This is a genomic window from Pseudomonas sp. DC1.2 (assembly GCF_034351645.1).
GTDB lineage: Bacteria > Pseudomonadota > Gammaproteobacteria > Pseudomonadales > Pseudomonadaceae > Aquipseudomonas.
Genome location: NZ_CP133782.1, coordinates 2,162,333 through 2,181,148 on the forward strand (window position 1 = coordinate 2,162,333; position 18,816 = coordinate 2,181,148).

An 18,816-nucleotide genomic window follows, 5' to 3' on the forward strand; every position below is an offset into this window, starting at 1 on the left:
CTGTGCCCTCAATGATTTTGCGTTGCCTAGGCCGGCGGTCGAGTCCACCGGGCACTGCTCGCGCAGCGTCCGACAGTCTCGGGATGTATTAGACTCTGCGGGGTTCAGCGGTCGCTCTTATGGCGCCCGTCCCCACTGCCCATGAAGGGGTCATATGGTCCGCTTGAGTATGATCTTGCTCGGTCACGATTTCGTCCGTCGGCGTTGGTCGACCCTCGCGTTGGTGGGGGTTGTCTGGGCGATAGCAGGCGTAGCGATTTTCATTGATGCGCTGGACGGTGTTACCTATTTCCCATTGCATGTATTCGGCTACCTGTTGCTGGCCGAAGCTGTGATCATTTTGGTCGTGCCGGCACCGCAAACAGACACCGCGTCAGCCCTGCGCAAGGCACGAGGGGTTGGGTTCCTGGTCCTGGGTCTGTTGATTGTCGATTCACATCACGTGGCGAGTCTGATTCTGGCAGTGCTTTTTGGTGTGGCCTTTTTTGCCGACGGTTGCTTTCGTCTTGCGGCCGCCGTGGTGGTGCGCTTTGCCGGTTGGCCACTCTCATTGCTGACGGGGTTATTTGAAATAACCTTTGCCGTGTTTATTCTCGAACCGTACCCCACGCTCTACGCTGGAACCGTGCCGTACTGCATCGGTATGAGTATTTTCCTCTCAGGGTGTGTTTTGCTGCGGCAATCGTTTCGATTGAAAGGGCGACGTTCGAAAGCGACGGCATGCGGCGTTTACCCGCTCTCAACAGTACAAACGTGCGCCGCTCCGTTGGTGATCCACGTCTGGACGCCCAGCGGTACGGCTGACAACAGTTTGGTGAGCAATCCACTGCTCAACCGCTACATCGCTGCTGTTGATATCAACGGCGTCGTCTCGGCCGGTCATGCCGCGCTGGAGTGTGCGCCTGAGATCTACGTCAGCCATTACCCCGAAGTGGATATTGATCATTCGGCGGGAGACTTCGTGCGGCTGTTGCGGGCCACACCGAACAACAATGTGGTCGGCCGGTTCCTGCCCAGCTATGTCGGCGAGGTTGCCGAGTGGTGCGAGTCTTCGGTGCAGGTGCGCTTTGGACGTTACGACAGTGAGCGGCTGAGGGAGTTTTGGCGCGATTATCGGCAGGACACCACGTACAACCTGACCAGCCGAAATTGTTCAAGTGCGGTAGCGCGTTGCCTGGAGGCGGCGCTTGAGGGCGCCATGAACCGTGGCCATTCGAGCATGATGGATTTTTTCCGGGTGGTCATGAGTCCAGAGTTTTGGGTGGCGGCCCAACTGCGTAAACGCGCAGAGGCCATGGCCTGGACCCCAGGACTGCTACTCGACTATGCACGCGCCTTGAATGCCGCTATCGAGCCCAAACCGGCGGGCTGGTACAGCGTGTACGCGGGTGTTAAACGAGCCTGCCGCTATGCCTCGGCTGCTTTAAAGGGGCAGGCGCTGCGCTCGGATCAACCGCCCCGTCAAGAACCCGCGAAGCCTCCGGCAGACAAGCCCTGACACAGATGCGTTTCTGGTGCAGGGCGGGTGGCGAACCCACCGTGAAGAGGCCCATAAACGGGAGCATCGTGCGGACCGTCTGTGGTTCGAGCGCCTGGCGCCGCTGAACTGTCTTGAGACAGATCTCAAAGCGTCATTGATTGACTGTGATACAAAACAAGCGTGCGCAATCGGCACTGGCCAATTGAGTGCCGGTTAATGTTCTGCGGCTAAGCGTTTCAATCCGCGCTCTAACCGGCCACGCAGCCCCCTTGTGGGCAAACTAAATCAGTGAGTAATACATGAAAAGCGCGCGTTCTCTTGAAGGCAAGGTTGCATTTGTGCAGGGCGGCTCTCGTGGTATTGGGGCGGCCATTGTCCAGCGGCTAGTTGATGAAGGCGCCGCCGTTGCCTTTACCTACCTCTCTTCTTTGGAAAAAGCCGAAAAAACCGTGCAGGGCATTGTCTCTGCCGGGGGCAAAGCCATTGCTATTCGCGCCGACAGTGCGGATGCGCACGCTTTGCAGGCAGCCATACGCCAGGCGACGGATCATTTTGGTGCTCTGGATATTCTGGTCAACAACGCAGGCGTTCTGGTCTGGGGCCCGCTTGAGGACATGACGCTGGAAGATTTTGACCGGTCAGTGGCGATTAATGTCCGCAGCGTATTTGTCGCCAGCCAAGAGGCGGCACGGCATATGACGGATGGCGGCCGCATTATCAACATCGGCAGTGTCAATGCCGACCGGGTCCCCGTGGCCGGAGGCGCGATCTATGCCCTGAGCAAATCAGCCATCGTCGGTTTGACCAAAGGTTTGGCGCGTGACCTGGGGCCACGCGGTATCACGGTGAACAACGTTCAGCCAGGTCCCGTTGATACCGACATGAACCCTGCCGAAGGTGAATTTGCCAGCCAGTTGACAGCATTGATGGCATTGGGTCGGTACGGTAAAGATCATGAGATCGCCAGTTTTGTGGCCTACCTCGCCGGCCCCGAGGCAGGCTTTATCACCGGTGCGAGCCTAACCATTGACGGCGGTTTTTCCGTCTGAACATTCCGTTAACGCCGTGCAGACACGTCCGCAGAATGCCCGTCACAGCTTGAACTGGGCGACCAAGGTGTTGAACGACCCCGCCAGGCGCGACAGCTCCTGGCTCGAGGCCGCGGTCTGATTGGCGCCCGCGGCGCTTTGGGTCGAAAGGTCCTGAATGTTCGTCAGGTTACGGTCCACCTCACGGGCGACTTGGGCCTGTTCCTCGGAGGCCGATGCAATCACCATATTGCGCTCGTTGATCGTCGATACCCCTGCGGTGATCTTCTCCAGCGCCGAACCGGCATGTTCCGCCAAACCCTGAGTTTGAGTGGCCAGTGCCAGGCTTTTGCCCATGGCGGCGACGGCCCCGTCTGCGCCGCGCTGCACCGTTGCGATCATGCCTTCGATTTCCACCGTGGACGCTTGAGTTCGATGGGCGAGGGCGCGGACTTCGTCGGCCACTACGGCAAAACCACGACCTTGCTCGCCCGCACGGGCTGCTTCGATGGCGGCGTTCAAGGCCAGCAGGTTGGTCTGTTCAGCGATGCTGCGAATCACTTCCAGCACCTTGCTGATTTCTCGCACATTGCCGGCCAGTTCGCTCACCGCGGCATTGGAGCCATTGATCTCGGCCACCATATTGCTGATGCCATTTACGGTCTGCTTGACTTGAGATTGACCGTTAATCGCGTCGGTGCTGGCGCTGCTCGACGCTTGTGAGGTGGTGACAGCGTTACGCGCCACTTCTTCAACCGCCGCCGTCATCTCGTTGACCGCTGTGGCTGCCTGCTGGATTTCATCGTTCTGACGGGTCAGCCCACGCGTGCTTTCTTCGGTGACGGCTGACAGCTCTTCGGCGGCCGAGGCCAATTGGTCCGAGGCGTCCGCGATTTGAGTGATGGTGCGCTTCAGGCCGCCCTGCATGTCTGAGAGGGCATTGAGTAACTGGCCAGCCTCGTCATGGCTGTTGCCGCTGATCTGGCGAGTGAGGTCACCACCGGCGATCTCTTGCGCATACGATACGGCGACCGCCAGGGGGCGAGTGATCATCCGGGTGATGAGGATGCCCAAGGCAATGGCCGTGATGAACGCCGCAATGATGCCACCCAGCAGCGATATCGTGGCGCTACTCCGCAACTCCCCTGCGGCGATGGCGCCTTCGCTTATTTGTCGGTTGTTGGATTCGATCATCACCCGCAGCAAGCTCCGCGCTTCACGGAAGGCGATGTTGTTAGTGCCGTTGAGGATGACGCGTGCTTGTTCAAGGTCTTTGGCGTTTATCCGTTCAATGACTTGCTGCGCGGTGCTGTCGTAGCTAGGCCAGAGCAGGTCAAGCTTGTCGCCCGCGGCGCGTTCATCGTCTTCAAGCAGCGTGGCTCGGTAGGTCGAATAGGCTTTTTTTGCGGCGTTCAAGTCGTTGACCAGTGCGTCGCGCAGACGCTGATTTTCGGCGTCTGCCACCGACTCTGTGTGTGCATCCAGCAGACGGTATAGGCCGCGGTTGTGTGCGGTCAGGCTGGTCAGGGTTTCTGCCGTCTTGGCCACCGAAACCAGGTTGTTGGAGAAGGTCAGGGCCAGCGCTGCGGACAATTTATTGATGCCCAATATGCCGCCAGCGCCCACCAGGAGGGTAATCAGCGCGCAGAAAACAAATGCAGCCAGCAGTTTTGTCGAGAATTTAGAGCGGCTCAAAATATTCATTTAATGAACTCGGGGGAGGGTCTATGCCGGGGTTAGCGTTGAGCCATGATCGGGGGATAAGGGCGCGTTGATATCATAGTGACACTACCGGTGCAGGGCCGTTCAATGAAATTCACTAACTGTTACATTTTCTTTTAAGCGGCTGAACATTGCAAAAATATGACGGATACTCGCCCATGCCGAAGGCGATTTTTCGCCCCCACCTGCGCAAAAGAGCCTTAGTCTGACGCTCGTCTGGTACCCGATTTTCAGGCGCTGCGCCATTGCTTTGGGCTGAGGCCAAACCAGCGTTTGAAGGCGCGGGAGAAAGCACTGGTTTCGGAGTAACCCAGGCGGGAGGCGAGTTGGGTGATGCTGATGTTTTGCTGCTTTAGGTGCGCCATGGCGCAGGTCTGGCGAATCTGGTCCAACAACTGGGTGAAACTCAAACCCTGATCGCGCAGTTTGCGTTGCAGTGCCCATTCGGACAGGTCCAAGGCCTGTGCCACCTGTTCGAGGGTCGGTTCGCCCAGGGGCAGGATGGCCAAAATCGCTTGGCTTGCCTGATCCCGCAGGCTGACCTCACAGCCGCTGTCGCCCACTTGGCGGATGGCATCCCTGATCAGCATCAGCAGCATGGGATCGCTGCCGGGCATGGCTTTACCGATCACGTCTTGCTTGGGGATCAGCAACGAGTTGCAGTCCTGAGCAAAATGCACGTCAGCGCCGAAGTGTTCGCGATGCTCTTGCCAGTCCTGTGGTTTGGCATGTTCGAATGTCACTTCCCGAGGCGCCCAGCTTTGTCCGAGCACATTGCGCATCAGGTTGGTGGCCATGCCCATGGTCAGTTCGGCGTCTTGGCGACGTTGGTTGATGGCCCCGTGACGCACCTGATAATTGAAGCGGTAGCAATCACCCTGGTCCACCAACTGAATCAAGGTGCTGTGTTGATGGAACGGGAAGGCGTCGGCGAAGTTGATCAATGCGTGTTCCAGCGTGGCCGAACACAGGCCGATGTAGCCGAGCAAACCGAGGGCTTGCGGCTGGAATTGCTGGCCATAGCGCAGGCCGAAGTTGTCGCAATGGGTTTGCCGAGCGGCTTCTTCCAGCACTGCGCAGTAATTGGGCAGGGGCAGGCTGAGCGTCGGGTGCAGGAGCTGTTCGGGGTCAATGCCCGCATGGCCGAAGATCCGGTCCAGATCGCCGCCATGCTCAACGATAAAACCGTCCAGGCCATTGGCCGCCGCCGACAGCACACCGCAATTGCCAGCGCCGGTTGCGTTCACCGCGTTCACTGGAGAAGACGAAAACAGGGTCGGGTGCATGAGGGGAGCAGCCGTAATTAAGTGTATGAATGAAGCTCAAGCAAATGTCATACCTTGTTACGTACCCAGCCGGTTAATGTCTGTCCACTGGCGGTAACACAAGGTAAAAAAGCGCGTTGCAGGCGCTCATCGATGACCTGATTTGAGGCATGACCGACGATTCATGCGCCGCCTTGCAGCACGGGGCTACAGGTGGCCGGAAACTTGACCGCACAGCACAAAACCGGCGTTCTCGGGTCAAGCCTTGAGGCGGTTGGCGTGATTATTCTCGATTCCAGGCAATGACCTTCGCTTGGCTTTCGGGGTACACGACATGACTGTTTCACAACTCAAACCGACATTGGGCACCCTGCATTTATGGGGACTGGCCGTAGGGCTGGTGATTTCCGGCGAATACTTTGGCTGGAGCTATGGCTGGGGAACGGCAGGCACGCTGGGCTTTCTCTGCACCACCCTGATGGTGGCAGTGATGTACACCTGTTTCATTTTCAGCTTCACCGAACTGACAACCGCAATCCCTAATGCGGGCGGTCCTTTCGCTTATAGCCTGCGAGCGTTCGGTGTCACTGGCGGGACGATTGCCGGTCTGGCCACGTTGATTGAATTTGTTTTCGCACCGCCCGCCATCGCGATGGCCATTGGCGCCTACCTCAATGTCCAGTATCCGGGGCTTGATCCAAAGTGGGCCGCAGTGGGGGCCTACGTTGTGTTCATGACCCTCAATATCGTGGGCGTGAACATTGCCGCCACCTTTGAACTGGTGGTAACCATACTCGCCGTTGCAGAACTGCTGGTGTTCATGGGCGTGGTAGCGCCTGGCTTCAGCTTCAGTAACTTCGTGTTGGGCGGCTGGGCCGGCTCTGACACGTTCGGCGCGCCGGCCATCAGCGGCATGTTCGCGGCGATTCCGTTTGCCATCTGGTTTTTCCTGGCCATTGAAGGCGTCGCGATGGCTGCCGAAGAGGCCAAGGATCCCAAGCGCACCATTCCTCGGGCCTACATCGCGGGTATTTTGACCCTGGTGGTGCTGGCGATCGGTGTGATGGTCATGGCCGGCGGCGTCGGCGACTGGCGGACCCTGTCCAACATCAACGACCCGCTGCCACAGGCGATGAAAACAGTCGTTGGTAGCAACTCTAACTGGATGCACATGCTGGTATGGATTGGCTTGTTTGGCCTGGTCGCCAGTTTTCACGGAATTATTCTTGGCTACTCGCGGCAGTTCTTCGCCCTGGCCCGTGCCGGTTTCCTGCCCGCCAGCCTGGCCAAACTGTCACGTTTCCAGACGCCACACCGGGCGATCATCGCCGGTGGCCTGGTTGGCATCGCCTCGATTCTCAGCGATGGAGTGATCAGCTTGCAGGGCATGAGCCTGACGGCTGCGATGATCACGATGGCGGTGTTCGGCGCCATTGTGATGTACATCATCAGCATGCTCAGCCTGTTCAAACTGCGTAAAAGCGAACCGAATCTGGAACGCAGCTTCCGTGCCCCAGGTTACCCATTCGTCCCGGCCATCGCCTTGGTCCTGGCCGTGGTGTGCCTGGCAGCGATGATCTGGTTCAACCTCGTCATCGGCGCGATCTTCCTCGGTCTGATGGTGGTGGGCGCGCTGTTCTCTAAAGTGGTCCGCCGCCGCGGTGCCGTCGCACTCTTGGCCGCTCAGTAATATAAGGACGCTGTCGATGAGCTTCTCCCACAGCATTGGCGGGATGACCTGGCGCTTTGAAAGCTTGCGCGAATTAATGGCAAAGGCGAGTCCCGCGCGCTCTGGCGACTTCCTTGCGCAAGTCGCGGCGGCCAGCGATGCCGAGCGTGCCGCCGCACAGATGACGCTGGCCGATGTGCCGCTCAAGCGTTTTCTCAATGACGCCTTGATCCCCTACGAACAGGATGAGGTCACGCGCTTGATTATGGACAGCCACGATCAAGTCGCCTTTGCCCCGGTCAGTCACCTGACCGTGGGCGGGTTTCGCGATTGGCTGTTGGGCGACGAGGCCACCGACGTCAGCCTTAAGGCACTGGCGCCGGGGTTGACCCCGGAGATGGTGGCTGCGGTGTCGAAGATCATGCGCGTGCAAGACCTGGTGCTGGTGGCGCAGAAAATTCGGGTGGTCACGCGCTTTCGCAATACGGTGGGCCTGCGGGGGCGGATGTCGACGCGCTTGCAACCCAACCACCCGACCGATGATCCGGCCGGGATTGCCGCCAGCGTCCTCGATGGCCTGCTGTACGGTAATGGCGACGCGATGATCGGGATCAACCCGGCCACCGACAGCCTCAGTGCGATCAGCGAATTGTTGAAGATGCTCGACGGCGTGATCCGCCATTACGAGATTCCCACTCAGTCCTGTGTGCTGACCCACGTCACTTCATCGGTGGCGGCGATTGAAAAGGGTGTGCCACTGGACCTGGTGTTTCAGTCCATCGCGGGCACGGAGGCGGCGAACAGTAGTTTCGGTATCAGCCTGGAAATTTTGCGCGAAGGCTACGAAGCGGGTCTGAGCCTGAATCGCGGCACAGTGGGCAAAAACCTGATGTATTTCGAAACCGGGCAGGGCAGTGCGTTGTCGGCCAATGCGCACTTTGGCGTCGACCAGCAAACCTGCGAAGCCCGCGCCTATGCTGTGGCCCGGCACTTCGACCCGTTTCTGGTTAACACCGTGGTCGGTTTTATCGGCCCGGAGTACCTGTACAACGGCAAGCAAATTATCCGTGCGGGCCTTGAAGATCACTTCTGCGGCAAGCTGCTGGGCGTGCCCATGGGCTGTGACATTTGTTACACCAACCACGCCGAAGCCGATCAGGACGATATGGACGTGCTGCTGACGTTACTGGGTGTAGCCGGGATCAACTTCATCATGGGCATCCCGGGTTCTGACGACATCATGCTCAATTACCAGACCACCTCGTTTCACGACGCACTGTATGCGCGCAAGACCATGGGGCTGCGCCCGGCGCCGGAGTTCGAGGCATGGCTGGCGCGCATGGACATCCTGCGTCAGGACGATAACGGCTTGCGTCTGGGCGGTGGCGTACCGCCGATATTCCGTCAGGCACTGGCGCGGCTAACGTGAGGAACTGCCATGCAAGACCCTGAAGATCCGCTGCACCTGGACGTCTGGAGATCGCTGCGCCAACTGACCTCGGCGCGCATTGGCTTGGGGCAGGCGGGCACCAGCCTGCCCAGCACGGCTCAACTGGATTTCCAGTTTGCGCATGCCCAGGCACGCGACGCGGTGCATCTGCCATTCGATCCTGGGGCGATTACGGAAAACCTCGCTGGCCGTCAACGCGAAACCTTGACCCTACACAGTGCTGCACCGAACCGTGACACGTACTTGCAGCGTCCGGACCTCGGGCGCCGGTTGTGTGACGCCTCGGTTCAGCAGCTTTGCACCCATGCGCTACAGCATGCGGGTGGCTACGATCTGGCGCTGGTGGTGGCCGACGGTTTGTCGTCGCTGGCAGCGTCGCGTCACAGCCTGCCGATGCTCGAACGCATCGACGAATTGGCTCGCGCCGAAGGCTGGAGCCTGGCCCCGGTGGTGTTGGTGGCGCAGGGGCGGGTGGCCGTGGCGGATGAAATCGCCGAGCGTTTGGGCGCCAGAATGGTGGTGATCCTGATCGGCGAAAGGCCGGGTCTCAGCTCGCCGGACAGCCTCGGTTTGTACTTCACTTTCGCCCCGCGAACAGGCTTGAACGACGCCTCGCGCAACTGTATTTCCAATGTGCGTCTGGAGGGCATGAGCTACGCGATGGCCGCGCATAAATTGCACTACCTGATGCGTGAAGCCTGGCGTCGGAAATTATCCGGCGTCAACTTGAAGGACGACGCGCCGATGCGCACGCTGGACGCGGGGGCGGCGCCCAGCCAAGGCAATTTTCTGTTGGCAGCACCTCGGGCCTGACCGGCCGGCCTTTCACCCAATCATTTCCAGGCACCGTCCGCGATTGTGCCGCTGCCGACGGTCGTTCCCGACATCAAAATGTCATCTGTTCATCGCGTGAACGCCATGTTCGCTGAGTAATGTTCTCGCCAATGAGATCGATCTCAAGCGAGTGACAATGACTGATTTAAAAGAGGTTGCACGACTGGCAGGTGTCTCGCGGGCGACTGCCGCGCGCACGTTTGCCTCCCCTGAAGTGGTGCGTCCGGCGACCCGCGAGCAAGTCTTCGCCGCTGCCCGCGAACTGGGTTTTCGGCCCAATCGCCTTGGCCGTCAACTGCGCCTGCAAACCACCAACCTGATCGGTGTGGTGGTCCCCAACCTGCTGAATCCGGTGTTCGCCGAGCAGTTCCAGGCCATGGAACGGGCGGCGCGCTTGCAGGGCTACAACTTGTTGTTGGCGACCACCGACTACAGCAGCGAGCGCGAAAGCGCGGTGGTCGAGGAACTGCTGCGACAACGCGTCGATGGCTTGGTGCTGACCGTCACCGACGCCGAAAGCAACCGCGTGCTGCAAAGCCTTGCCAGCGAGGACACACCCTTCGTGCTGGCCTATCACCAACCCGGTAATCCGCACTACAGCGCCGTGTCTGTCGATAACCGTGCCGGCATGGCGCTGGCTACACGTTACTTGCTGGACGCAGGGCATCGGCGCATTGGCATGGTCGCCGGTCCGGCGTTGCAGTCTGACCGCGCGCGCCTGCGTTACGCCGGTTACTGCGACGCCATGCGTGAGCGCGGGCTCGACAGCCTGTCGGTGATCGAAATGCCCGCTCATACCCAGGCCGATTTCGCCGCCCTTGAACCGTTGTTGTTGGGACCGCAAGCACCGAGCGCGTTGGTCTGCTCCAACGATTTGCTGGCGATCAGCCTGATCGCCGAGCTGCGGCGCCACGGCTGGAACGTTCCGCGGCAACTGTCGGTGATCGGTTTTGATGGCATCGCTCTCGGCACGCAGATGCACCCGACGCTGTGCAGCGTGGTGCAGCCGATCGCGACGCTGGCCAGCACCGTGATTGATCAGTTGTTGGCGCAGATCGCTGGCGGCGCCCCCATTTCTCATTGCCTGCCTTGCCATGTCCGGCCAGGTGAAAGTACTCAACCCTACGAGGAGACGCTTGATGATCCGCTTCACTAAAACCCTGTCGGCGTTACTGCTGTGTGGTGTGGCCAGCCTGGCCCAGGCCGCTGAAACAGCGATTTGTTACAACTGCCCGCCGGAGTGGGCGGACTGGGGCACGCAACTCAAGGCGATTGACGACGCCACGGGCGTGCAGGTGCCGCTGGACAACAAAAACTCCGGCCAGTCCTTGGCACAGTTGGTCGCAGAGCAAGCCGCTCCGGTGGCGGACGTGGTGTATTACGGTGTGACGTTCGGTTTGCAAGCGCAAAAAGCCGGGGTGGTCGGGACCTATAAACCCAAGGGTTGGGAGCAGATTCCGGACGGTTTGAAAGACCCCGAGGGGCACTGGTTTGCAATTCATTCGGGCACGCTTGGGATCATGGTCAACGTCGATGCGCTGGGGGGCTTGCCGGTTCCGCAAAGCTGGGCCGACCTGCTCAAACCTGAATACAAAGGCATGGTCGGTTACCTTGATCCGTCCAGTGCGTTTGTCGGTTACGTCTCGGCCGTCGCGATTAACCAAGCCATGGGCGGCACCCTGGACAACTTTGCCCCCGCCATCGATTATTTCCAGAAGCTGGCAAAAAACGCTCCCATCGTGCCCAAGCAAACCGCGTATGCGCGGGTGCTTTCCGGTGAGCTGCCGATCCTCGTCGACTACGACTTCAATGCCTACCGTGCCCGCTATAAAGACCAGGCTAACGTCGCGTTCGTGATCCCTAAAGAAGGCAGCATCAGCGTGCCTTATGTGATGAGCATGGTCGGCAACGCGCCCCATCGTGCCAACGCCGAAAAGGTTCTTGATTTTGTGCTGTCCGACCAAGGCCAGGCGTTGTGGGCCAAGGCGTATCTGCGCCCGGTTCGAGACATGAAGATGCCGGCCGAGGTCGCCGCGCAGTTCCTGCCGGACAGCGACTACGCGCGCGCCGGGGTGGTCAATTACGAAAAAATGGCGGCGGTGCAGGAAGCCTTTGCGGCGCGTTATCTGAGTGAGGTCAAGTAAGTGACGACTGTGCGGGTCAATGCGCGGGACGTCTGGTCCCACCGCCGTGTTTTACAGCGCTTGCGACCAACGGCTGCTTGGGCGCTGGCCCCGGCGGCAACGGTGCTGTTTGCGTTCTGGCTGCTGCCACTGGCGCAGTTGATGGTGCTCGGCGGGCAACGTCGCGAGGGCGGCGACAGCGGCTATTGGCAAGTGCTGAGCAGCGCGCAATACCTCGGCAGCCTGGCGCAAACCTGCGTTCTCGCGGCAGTGGTGACACTGGCGGCGTTGCTGGTCGGCGGCATCAGTGGGTTGTTTCTTGCTCGTCAGCATTTTTTCGGGCGCTCGGCGTTGGTCGCTTTGTTGACGTTTCCGCTGGCCTTTCCCGGTGTGGTGGTTGGCTTTCTGGTGATTCTGCTGGCCGGCCGTCAAGGACTGTTTGCCGCGCTGGGCCTGGAGTTGGCGGGGGAGCGCTGGATTTTCGCTTACTCGCTGACGGGGTTGTTCATCGGCTATCTGTATTTCTCGATTCCGCGAGTGATCCTCACGGTGATGGCCGCGTGTGAAAGCCTTGATCGCAGCCTGGAAGAAGCCGCACATTCACTCGGCGCCGGGCATTGGCGGGTGGTCTGCGATGTGATCGTGCCGGGGCTGGCGCCGGCGCTCGTGTCCTGCGGGGCTATTTGTTTCGCAACCTCGATGGGGGCGTTTGGCACCGCGTTCACCTTGGGCACACGGCTGAACGTGACGCCCGTGGCGATCTATAACGTGTTCACCAACTACGCCAATTTCAGCGTGGCCGCTGCGCTGTCAGTCGTCCTCGGCGCCGTCACGTGGACGGTGCTATTGCTGGCACGGCGGTTGGCCAAACAGTCGGGGACGGTCTTGTGAAGCGCTCAACATTGTTTATCGCCCAGCTGGTTTTTACCCTGTTGGTCTGTGCCTTTATGTTGGTGCCGGTGCTGATGTCGTTACTGGCCGGGCTGACGCGCAACTACTTCGTGGGTGTGAAAAGTGGCCTGACCTTTGATTGGTTGATTCAGGTCTGGCAGGCCTATTCGCCGACGGTCTGGCTGTCGCTGCAATTAGCCGTGGCCTGCGCCGTGTGCGTCTGCGTGATGGGTGTTCCGGCGGCTTATGCCTTGGTGCGGATGAACAACCGCTTCAGTCGCGCGTTCGAGGAACTGATGGTGCTGCCGGTGGCGATGCCGGGTTTGGCCAGTGCCTTGGCGTTGCTGTTGACCTATGGCCAGTTCGGCGGGTTTCGTCGCAGTTGGCTGTTCATCCTGGTCGGGCATGTGCTGTTTACTTTGCCGTTTTTAGTGCGGCCGGTGATGGCGGTGATGCAGCGCCAGCAGTTGCCGACGCTTGAAGAAGCCGCCGCGAGCCTGGGCGCCGGGCCGCTCAAGCGCTTTTTCAGTGTGGTGGTGCCCAACTGCCGTGCCGGGATTCTGGCCGGGGTGCTGATGGTCGTCACCCTGTCGCTGGGAGAGTTCAACCTGACCTGGATGCTCCACACACCGATGACCAAAACCTTGCCGGTGGGCCTCGCCGACAGTTATGCCTCGGCGCGGCTGGAAGTGGCCAGTGCCTACACCCTCATATTTCTGTTGATGATCGTGCCGCTGCTGATTGCGTTGCAGGCCATCAGCGCCCGTCTGTCTCGTGGAGAGCGTCGATGACCGCAACCCCTATTCGCCTGCAAGCTTGCCGCAAGGTGTTCTCTGACGGCACCGTTGCGGTGGATGATTTAAACCTGACCATTGAGGCTGGGGAAACCCTGGCGATCCTCGGCCCGTCTGGTTGCGGTAAAACCACTACGTTGCGCATGATCGCGGGCCTGGAACGCCCGGATGCCGGGCAGATTTTCTTTGCCGACAACGACGTCACGCGCCTGCCCATCGAACGCCGTGACGTGGGCATGGTGTTTCAGAACTACGCGTTGTTTCCGAACCTGGACGTGGCCGGCAATATTGTTTACGGCCTGAAAATTCGTGGCCAGTCGCCCGCTGAGCGCAACAAGCGTTGCACCGAGTTACTGGAACTGGTCGGCCTGCAGGACCACGGTAAACGGCGCATTCATGAGTTGTCCGGTGGTCAGCGCCAGCGCGTCGCGCTTGCCCGTGCGTTGGCACCCAGGCCTCGGGTGTTGCTCCTCGATGAACCGCTGGCGGCGCTGGATGCACAGTTGCGTGAACGCTTACGCAGCGAGTTGGATCAATTGCTGCGCAGCCTGCGTATCACCTCTGTGTTCGTCACTCACGACCAGGGCGAGGCCATGGCGCTGGGGGATCGAATCCTGGTCATGGAGCACGGTCGCATTGCGCAATTGGCCACGCCGCGAGAAATTTACCAGCAGCCGGCCAATGCCTTTGTTGCCAGTTTTGTCGGCAACCTCAATGTGTTTTCAGTGATCGAACCTACAGCTCATGGCCTGAAGGTCTGCGGCGGCGAACTGCCGTGGAAGGGCCTTCATGCGCCCACCGTGGTCTACTGCCGCCCCGAGCATTTGCGCGTGATGGATGGCGAAGGACACGTGCGCGGACGTCTTGTGGGGCAGTTTTTCCAGGGGGCACAAAGTCGCCTGTTAGTGGACGTCGGAGCGGCGCAGCCGTTGTTGGTCGACAGTCCCGACAGCGTAATTTATGCCACGGGTGCGTTGATTGCGTTGGCCGTTGAACCGCAAGTGCTGTTCACCCTGCATTCGTAATGTCTTTTTTAGAGCGCTTACTTTGAACCGTCCTTTTCTCATTGCGCAGATCAGCGATCTGCACCTTAAAGCCGATCAAAAGCTGACCTACGGTGTGGTCGATAGCCTGGGCGCGTTGCGGCGTGCGGTTGATCATTTGAATGCCAGCCGGCCGCGCCCCGACATCGTAGTGATTAGCGGCGACCTGGTGGATTTTGGCCGTCCCGATGAATACGCCGTACTGAAGTCGCAACTGGCGCGGTTGCACATGCCGTTCTACCTGGTGCCCGGCAATCACGATGATCGAGAGCATTTGCGGGCGGCGTTTACCGATCATGTCTACCTGCCGACCCGCGCCCATGTGCCGTTGGATTGGCTGGTCGAGGAGCACCCGGTGCGCCTTGTCGGCTTGGACACGACCATCCCGGGTGCCCATGGCGGGCAGGTGCTGGACAGCCAGTTGCGCTGGCTTAATGAGCAATTGGCCTTTCGTCCCGAGGTGCCGACGCTGCTGATCCTGCACCACCCACCTTTCATCACCGGTATCGGCCACATGGACCGCGAGCCGTTCATCAATGCGGCGGCGCTGGAGGCCGTGGTCGCTCGTCATCCGCAAGTAGAGCGCCTGCTCTGCGGGCATTTGCATCGGCCGATGCAGCGACGTTTCGGTGGCACGTTGAGTTGTGTATGCCCTGGCACTTCTCACCAGATTGTGCTCGATCTGGAAGATGCCGCACCGGCGCATTTCAATCTGGAACCCGCGGGTTATCTGGTGCATCGCTGGCATCCGCAGCACGGTCTGGTAACCCACAACGCCGTGTTTGGGGAATACGCCGGGCCCTATCCGTTTTATGACGCCCATGGATTGATCGATTGATAACATCAAGACGTTGACAACACTGTTCTTATGCCTGTTTGGGAGGTTTTAATCACGGTCACTTAGCGCACTTATACGACGTTTATCTCGATGATGACTTAAATGCACGGGCCTATCCCTTGATGGGCTTGATGCTTCCTGCTGTCTTTTTACTGCGCACAGAACATGCCTTCTGCGCTGGAGTTCGCCCTGATGAAAGCCTCGTTTCAAGTATTAAGTTTTTTGACCGGTAGTTTGGGCATGGCCCTGAGTCCACTGGCTTCTGCTGATTTTATTAATGACAGCAAAGCCAACTTGACCTTGCGTAACTTCTATTTCAATAACGACAACCGTGACGGCGCTGCTGCGCCTTCTAAAACCGAAGAGTGGGGACAGGCCTTCATGCTCAACTATCAGTCGGGGTTTACCGACGGGACGGTGGGCTTCGGGCTGGATGCGATCGGTTTGCTCGGCATCAAACTTGACAGCGGTGAGGGGCGGCACGTCGGCAGCTCGATGATCCCCGACGATGGCAACAAAGCCGCCGACCAATGGGGGCGTGTCGGCGCCACGGCAAAGATGCGGTTCTCCAAGACCGAGTTGCGCTATGGCACCTTACAGCCGAAGTTGCCGATCCTAGTGTCGAATGATGGCCGACTGCTGCCGCAGACCTTTGAGGGGGGACAGGTCAGCAGCCAAGAAATCGATAACCTGACGTTTACTGCTGGCCAACTTGAGCATGCGACGGGGCGGGGCTCCAGCGACAGCGCGGGCCTGGCCGTTGCAGGTGGCACTCAGGAAAGCAACAAATTCACCTATGCCGGCGGTGATTACACACTGACTAAAGACCTGACCGCTCAGTATTACTACGCCAATCTTGAAGACTATTACCAACAGCATTTCGCCGGTTTGTTGCATGTACTGCCGTTGGGTGAATACGGCTCGCTGAAAACTGACCTGCGTTATTTCAAAACCACTTCCGATGGCAAGAACAGCAGTGCAGCCGGTCGTGCCAGTGGTTATAAGTTCGGTGGTTACACCAAAGGTGGCACCGGTGAAATTGATAACGACACCTGGAGCGCCGCATTTATTTACTCGTTGGGTGGTCATGCAATCACCGCGGGCTATCAAAGCGTTTCCGCTGACAGCAACTTTGCGCAACTCAATCAGGGCGGGCTAGTGGGCAAAGGTGAGGGCGGTGCCAGTCTCTATTTGTACACCGACCGCACCATTCAAACCTTTATTCAGGCCGGCGAGCGTACTGCCTTCGCCCAATACGCCTACGACTTCGCCGCCGCGGGCGTTCCGGGCCTGAAGGCGTCGGTGATGTACCTCAAGGGGGACAACATCCAGACGACCAGCGGCAAGGATGCGAGTGAATGGGAGCGAGACATCTCGCTGGACTATGTGATTCAAAGTGGGGCGCTGAAGAACGTTGGTTTCGGCTGGCGTAACGCGATGTCTCGAAGCGATATTGCCCGCGACCAGGATCAGAATCGTCTGATCGTCAGCTATACAATCCCGTTGATGTAAGCCGTCTCGTTTATCCCAAGTCGGCGGCCAAGCCCACGATCACCGTGTGGGCTTGCTCCGGCCGTCGATCACTAAAATGCAGTCACTGGGTCATCGATTCCCCGCCATTTCCCCCCGCAGCTGATCAGTCAATTACAAAGCAACCTAACTATTACGTTGACATTCGCTGCCTAGGCAGTAACATCTCGACATACATTCTCTGCCTAGGCAGCTAAATGGTGGACAGATGAAACATTTCACCCCGGACGCTTTTCAGAACTGCCACCTCGGTCTCCTGCTCGGGCGCGCTGCGCTGCTCAAAGACCGAATCATCGACGCGCATATGGAACCCCACGGCATTACCGCCGCGCAGTTCAAAGTGCTGATCATCATGGCCCAGTTCGGCGTCGATACCCCTGCTGAGTTATGCCGTCACCTGTCTCTGGACAGCGGTTCGATGACCCGCATGCTTGATCGTCTGGAGCAAAAAGGCTTCCTCGCTCGACAACGCTCCGAGGCTGATCGCCGTCAGGTTCAGTTGAGGCTGACCGAAGAGGGCCAGAAGCTCGCCGACCGTCTGCCACATATCGGCGCCGACGCCATGAATGAACTGGCGGGTGCCATCAGCCCGGACGAGTTGAAAACTCTGGAACAGATTCTGAAGAAAATCTTGGTGGCAGCGGGTGATTCGATCACGTTGCTACGGGTAGGTGATCAATGAGCGGTAAAACCTTAAGGGGCAACCTGAGCCTGGTGCTGTTGGCCATGAGCCTGGCCGGTTGCGCCAGTTACAGCGGTTTAAACACCCAGGCCGTCAGCCTTGATGGCAAGGGCCTCAAGGCCGGGCAATCGCTCACGGGCGTGACCCTGTCGCCGGCCGCGTGGCCCAGTAACGACTGGTGGAAAAGCCTCGGCGACCCGCAGCTCGACGGTCTGATCCGTGAAGCTTTGCGCGACAGCCCCGACCTGCAAATCGCCGAAGCCCGTGCCCATCAGGCCAGTGCTGCGGCGTATGCCGCCGACGCCGCGCGGATGCCGACGCTGGATGCCAGCGCCGGCGTCAGCCGCTCGCGCCTGGCCAAGGATCAGGACCCTCGGGGGCAGGGCGATGCTTACGCCACCGTGCGTAACATCAGCAGCACGTTCAATTACAACTTCGACCTTTGGGGCGGTCAGCGCGACGCTTGGGAAGCCGCACTCGGCCAGGCCCGTGCCGCCGAAGTCGATCAGCAGGCCGCGCGGCTGACACTGGCCGCCGATGTTGCACGTGCCTATAGCGATCTGGGGCAAGCGCATATCGTCTATGACCTGGCCAACGACGACCTCAAACGCACCCGACAAATGCTTGATTTGAGCCAGCGTCGCTTGAACTCCGGGATCGACAGCCAGTACCAGTACCAACAGACCGAAAGTCTGGAAGCGACCTCCGAAGCCAGCCTGATCGACGCCGAGAAGCGTTTGAGCAGCGCGAAAATTGCCTTGGCTGTGCTGCTGGGCAAAGGCCCGGACCGGGGCAACGAAATTGCCCGGCCCAACATTCTTCAGGCCAGCGCCGTGGCGCTGCCGTCGGTGCTGCCGGCTGAACTGCTCGGCCGGCGACCGGACCTGGTGGCAGCACGCTGGCGGGTCGAGGCCGCGAGCAAGAACATCGCGGCGAGCAAGACTCAGTTCTATCCCAACCTGAACCTCAGTGCGGCGGCGGGCACCGAGTCCCTATTGGGTGACGCGATGTTCGGTTCGGCCAGTCGTTTCTTCAACATTGCGCCGACGATTTCGGTGCCGATTTTCGACGGTGGCCGCTTGCGCGCCAACCTCGATGCCCGCGACGCCGACTATGACCTGGCGGTGGCGCAGTACAACAAAAGTCTGGTCAAGGCGCTGGGGGATGTCAGTGACACCCTCAATCAGTTACGTGACATTGGCCGCCAAATTGGCGCTCAACAGCACGCTACCGAGATTGCCCAGGATTCTTACAACACAGTGGTCCAGCGCTACGGATCAGGCATCGGCAACTACCTGGACGTGCTCAGTATCGAGCAGCAATTACTCCAGGCCCAGCGCCAGCTGGCCAGCCTGAATGGCCAGCAAATCGACTTGTCGATCCAACTGATGCAGGCGCTGGGCGGCGGTTTTCAAAGTGAAACCATCGCCTCGGCCACCCCAGCTCCCGCCAAGCTGAACAACTAAT

General features: G+C 59.5%; 16 protein-coding genes and 1 pseudogene. 14 read left to right on the forward strand and 3 right to left on the reverse strand.

Annotation, left to right across the window (positions count from 1 at the left end; genetic code table 11):
• The first annotated feature begins 154 nt into the window (after window positions 1–154).
• Together RHM68_RS09795 and RHM68_RS09800 are read left to right on the forward strand one after the other, a co-directional pair.
• The gene (locus RHM68_RS09795) at window positions 155–1,498 is read left to right on the forward strand and encodes an HdeD family acid-resistance protein (RefSeq protein ID WP_322222372.1); all 1,344 of its coding nucleotides are present in this window, start codon (window positions 155–157) and stop codon (window positions 1,496–1,498) included.
• Window positions 1,499–1,779: 281 nt separating this feature from the next.
• Window positions 1,780–2,529 (forward strand): 3-oxoacyl-ACP reductase family protein, encoded by a 750-nt coding sequence (locus tag RHM68_RS09800; protein WP_322222374.1) that lies wholly within the window; start codon window positions 1,780–1,782, stop codon window positions 2,527–2,529.
• A 42-nt stretch (window positions 2,530–2,571) separates the two neighbouring features.
• Here the strand turns inward: RHM68_RS09800 and RHM68_RS26665 are convergent, their stop codons facing one another.
• The 3 genes and pseudogenes from RHM68_RS26665 to RHM68_RS09810 form a co-directional block, all read right to left on the reverse strand.
• A complete protein-coding gene (locus RHM68_RS26665) occupies window positions 2,572–3,435 on the reverse strand; it encodes a methyl-accepting chemotaxis protein (protein WP_416195243.1) in 864 nt (287 codons plus the stop codon).
• Window positions 3,430–4,212 (reverse strand): annotated as a pseudogene (locus RHM68_RS26670) (MCP four helix bundle domain-containing protein); the annotation flags it as partial. The gene RHM68_RS26665 and the pseudogene RHM68_RS26670, both read right to left, overlap by 6 nt.
• A 248-nt stretch (window positions 4,213–4,460) precedes the next feature.
• Window positions 4,461–5,516, reverse strand: a complete 1,056-nt coding sequence (locus RHM68_RS09810) for an AraC family transcriptional regulator (protein WP_322222378.1) — start codon at window positions 5,514–5,516, stop codon at window positions 4,461–4,463.
• A gap of 313 nt (window positions 5,517–5,829) precedes the next feature.
• Between RHM68_RS09810 and eat the strand changes: the two genes are divergently transcribed.
• The 12 genes from eat to RHM68_RS09870 all read left to right on the forward strand — a co-directional run bounded on the left by eat (window position 5,830) and on the right by RHM68_RS09870 (window position 18,815).
• Window positions 5,830–7,185 carry an ethanolamine permease gene (gene eat, locus RHM68_RS09815; RefSeq protein ID WP_322222380.1) on the forward strand — a complete coding sequence of 452 codons (1,356 nt, stop codon included), beginning with the start codon at window positions 5,830–5,832 and terminating at the stop codon, window positions 7,183–7,185.
• A 16-nt stretch (window positions 7,186–7,201) separates the two neighbouring features.
• The gene (locus RHM68_RS09820; protein WP_322222382.1) at window positions 7,202–8,593 is read left to right on the forward strand and encodes an ethanolamine ammonia-lyase subunit EutB; all 1,392 of its coding nucleotides are present in this window, start codon (window positions 7,202–7,204) and stop codon (window positions 8,591–8,593) included.
• A gap of 9 nt (window positions 8,594–8,602) precedes the next feature.
• Window positions 8,603–9,427, forward strand: coding sequence for an ethanolamine ammonia-lyase subunit EutC (gene eutC / locus RHM68_RS09825; protein ID WP_322222384.1), 825 nt, complete (start codon window positions 8,603–8,605; stop codon window positions 9,425–9,427).
• Window positions 9,428–9,584: 157 nt separating this feature from the next.
• Window positions 9,585–10,604, forward strand: coding sequence for a substrate-binding domain-containing protein (locus RHM68_RS09830; protein WP_322222386.1), 1,020 nt, complete (start codon window positions 9,585–9,587; stop codon window positions 10,602–10,604).
• A complete protein-coding gene (locus RHM68_RS09835; RefSeq protein WP_322222388.1) occupies window positions 10,588–11,592 on the forward strand; it encodes an ABC transporter substrate-binding protein in 1,005 nt (334 codons plus the stop codon). The genes RHM68_RS09830 and RHM68_RS09835 overlap by 17 nt, the downstream gene beginning before the upstream one ends.
• Window positions 11,593–12,462: an ABC transporter permease gene (locus RHM68_RS09840; protein ID WP_322222390.1), complete on the forward strand. Its 870-nt coding sequence runs from the start codon at window positions 11,593–11,595 to the stop codon at window positions 12,460–12,462.
• Entirely contained in the window at window positions 12,459–13,253 is a 795-nt protein-coding gene (locus tag RHM68_RS09845) for an ABC transporter permease (RefSeq protein ID WP_322222392.1), read from the forward strand. Before RHM68_RS09840 ends, RHM68_RS09845 begins: the two co-directional genes overlap by 4 nt.
• Complete coding sequence (locus RHM68_RS09850; RefSeq protein WP_322222394.1) at window positions 13,250–14,281, forward strand: ABC transporter ATP-binding protein; 1,032 nt, start codon at window positions 13,250–13,252, stop codon at window positions 14,279–14,281. The genes RHM68_RS09845 and RHM68_RS09850 overlap by 4 nt, the downstream gene beginning before the upstream one ends.
• A gap of 22 nt (window positions 14,282–14,303) precedes the next feature.
• A complete protein-coding gene (locus tag RHM68_RS09855) occupies window positions 14,304–15,137 on the forward strand; it encodes a phosphodiesterase (RefSeq protein ID WP_322222396.1) in 834 nt (277 codons plus the stop codon).
• A gap of 192 nt (window positions 15,138–15,329) precedes the next feature.
• Window positions 15,330–16,649 carry an OprD family porin gene (locus RHM68_RS09860; protein ID WP_322222398.1) on the forward strand — a complete coding sequence of 440 codons (1,320 nt, stop codon included), beginning with the start codon at window positions 15,330–15,332 and terminating at the stop codon, window positions 16,647–16,649.
• A gap of 226 nt (window positions 16,650–16,875) precedes the next feature.
• Window positions 16,876–17,349, forward strand: coding sequence for a MarR family winged helix-turn-helix transcriptional regulator (locus RHM68_RS09865; RefSeq protein ID WP_322222400.1), 474 nt, complete (start codon window positions 16,876–16,878; stop codon window positions 17,347–17,349).
• Entirely contained in the window at window positions 17,346–18,815 is a 1,470-nt protein-coding gene (locus RHM68_RS09870; protein WP_322222403.1) for an efflux transporter outer membrane subunit, read from the forward strand. Before RHM68_RS09865 ends, RHM68_RS09870 begins: the two co-directional genes overlap by 4 nt.
• The last annotated feature ends 1 nt before the right edge of the window (window position 18,816 follow it).

Bases quoted from the DNA above. Each gene is read 5' to 3' on its own strand.
- RHM68_RS09795 (WP_322222372.1), top strand. From the start codon at position 155: ATGGTCCGCTTGAGTATGATCTTGCTCGGTCACGATTTCGTCCGTCGG.
- RHM68_RS09800 (WP_322222374.1), top strand. From the start codon at position 1,780: ATGAAAAGCGCGCGTTCTCTTGAAGGCAAGGTTGCATTTGTGCAGGGC.
- RHM68_RS26665 (WP_416195243.1), bottom strand. From the start codon at position 3,435: ATGCAGGGCGGCCTGAAGCGCACCATCACTCAAATCGCGGACGCCTCG.
- RHM68_RS09810 (WP_322222378.1), bottom strand. From the start codon at position 5,516: ATGCACCCGACCCTGTTTTCGTCTTCTCCAGTGAACGCGGTGAACGCA.
- eat (WP_322222380.1), top strand. From the start codon at position 5,830: ATGACTGTTTCACAACTCAAACCGACATTGGGCACCCTGCATTTATGG.
- RHM68_RS09820 (WP_322222382.1), top strand. From the start codon at position 7,202: ATGAGCTTCTCCCACAGCATTGGCGGGATGACCTGGCGCTTTGAAAGC.
- eutC (WP_322222384.1), top strand. From the start codon at position 8,603: ATGCAAGACCCTGAAGATCCGCTGCACCTGGACGTCTGGAGATCGCTG.
- RHM68_RS09830 (WP_322222386.1), top strand. From the start codon at position 9,585: ATGACTGATTTAAAAGAGGTTGCACGACTGGCAGGTGTCTCGCGGGCG.
- RHM68_RS09835 (WP_322222388.1), top strand. From the start codon at position 10,588: ATGATCCGCTTCACTAAAACCCTGTCGGCGTTACTGCTGTGTGGTGTG.
- RHM68_RS09850 (WP_322222394.1), top strand. From the start codon at position 13,250: ATGACCGCAACCCCTATTCGCCTGCAAGCTTGCCGCAAGGTGTTCTCT.
- RHM68_RS09860 (WP_322222398.1), top strand. From the start codon at position 15,330: ATGAAAGCCTCGTTTCAAGTATTAAGTTTTTTGACCGGTAGTTTGGGC.
- RHM68_RS09865 (WP_322222400.1), top strand. From the start codon at position 16,876: ATGAAACATTTCACCCCGGACGCTTTTCAGAACTGCCACCTCGGTCTC.
- RHM68_RS09870 (WP_322222403.1), top strand. From the start codon at position 17,346: ATGAGCGGTAAAACCTTAAGGGGCAACCTGAGCCTGGTGCTGTTGGCC.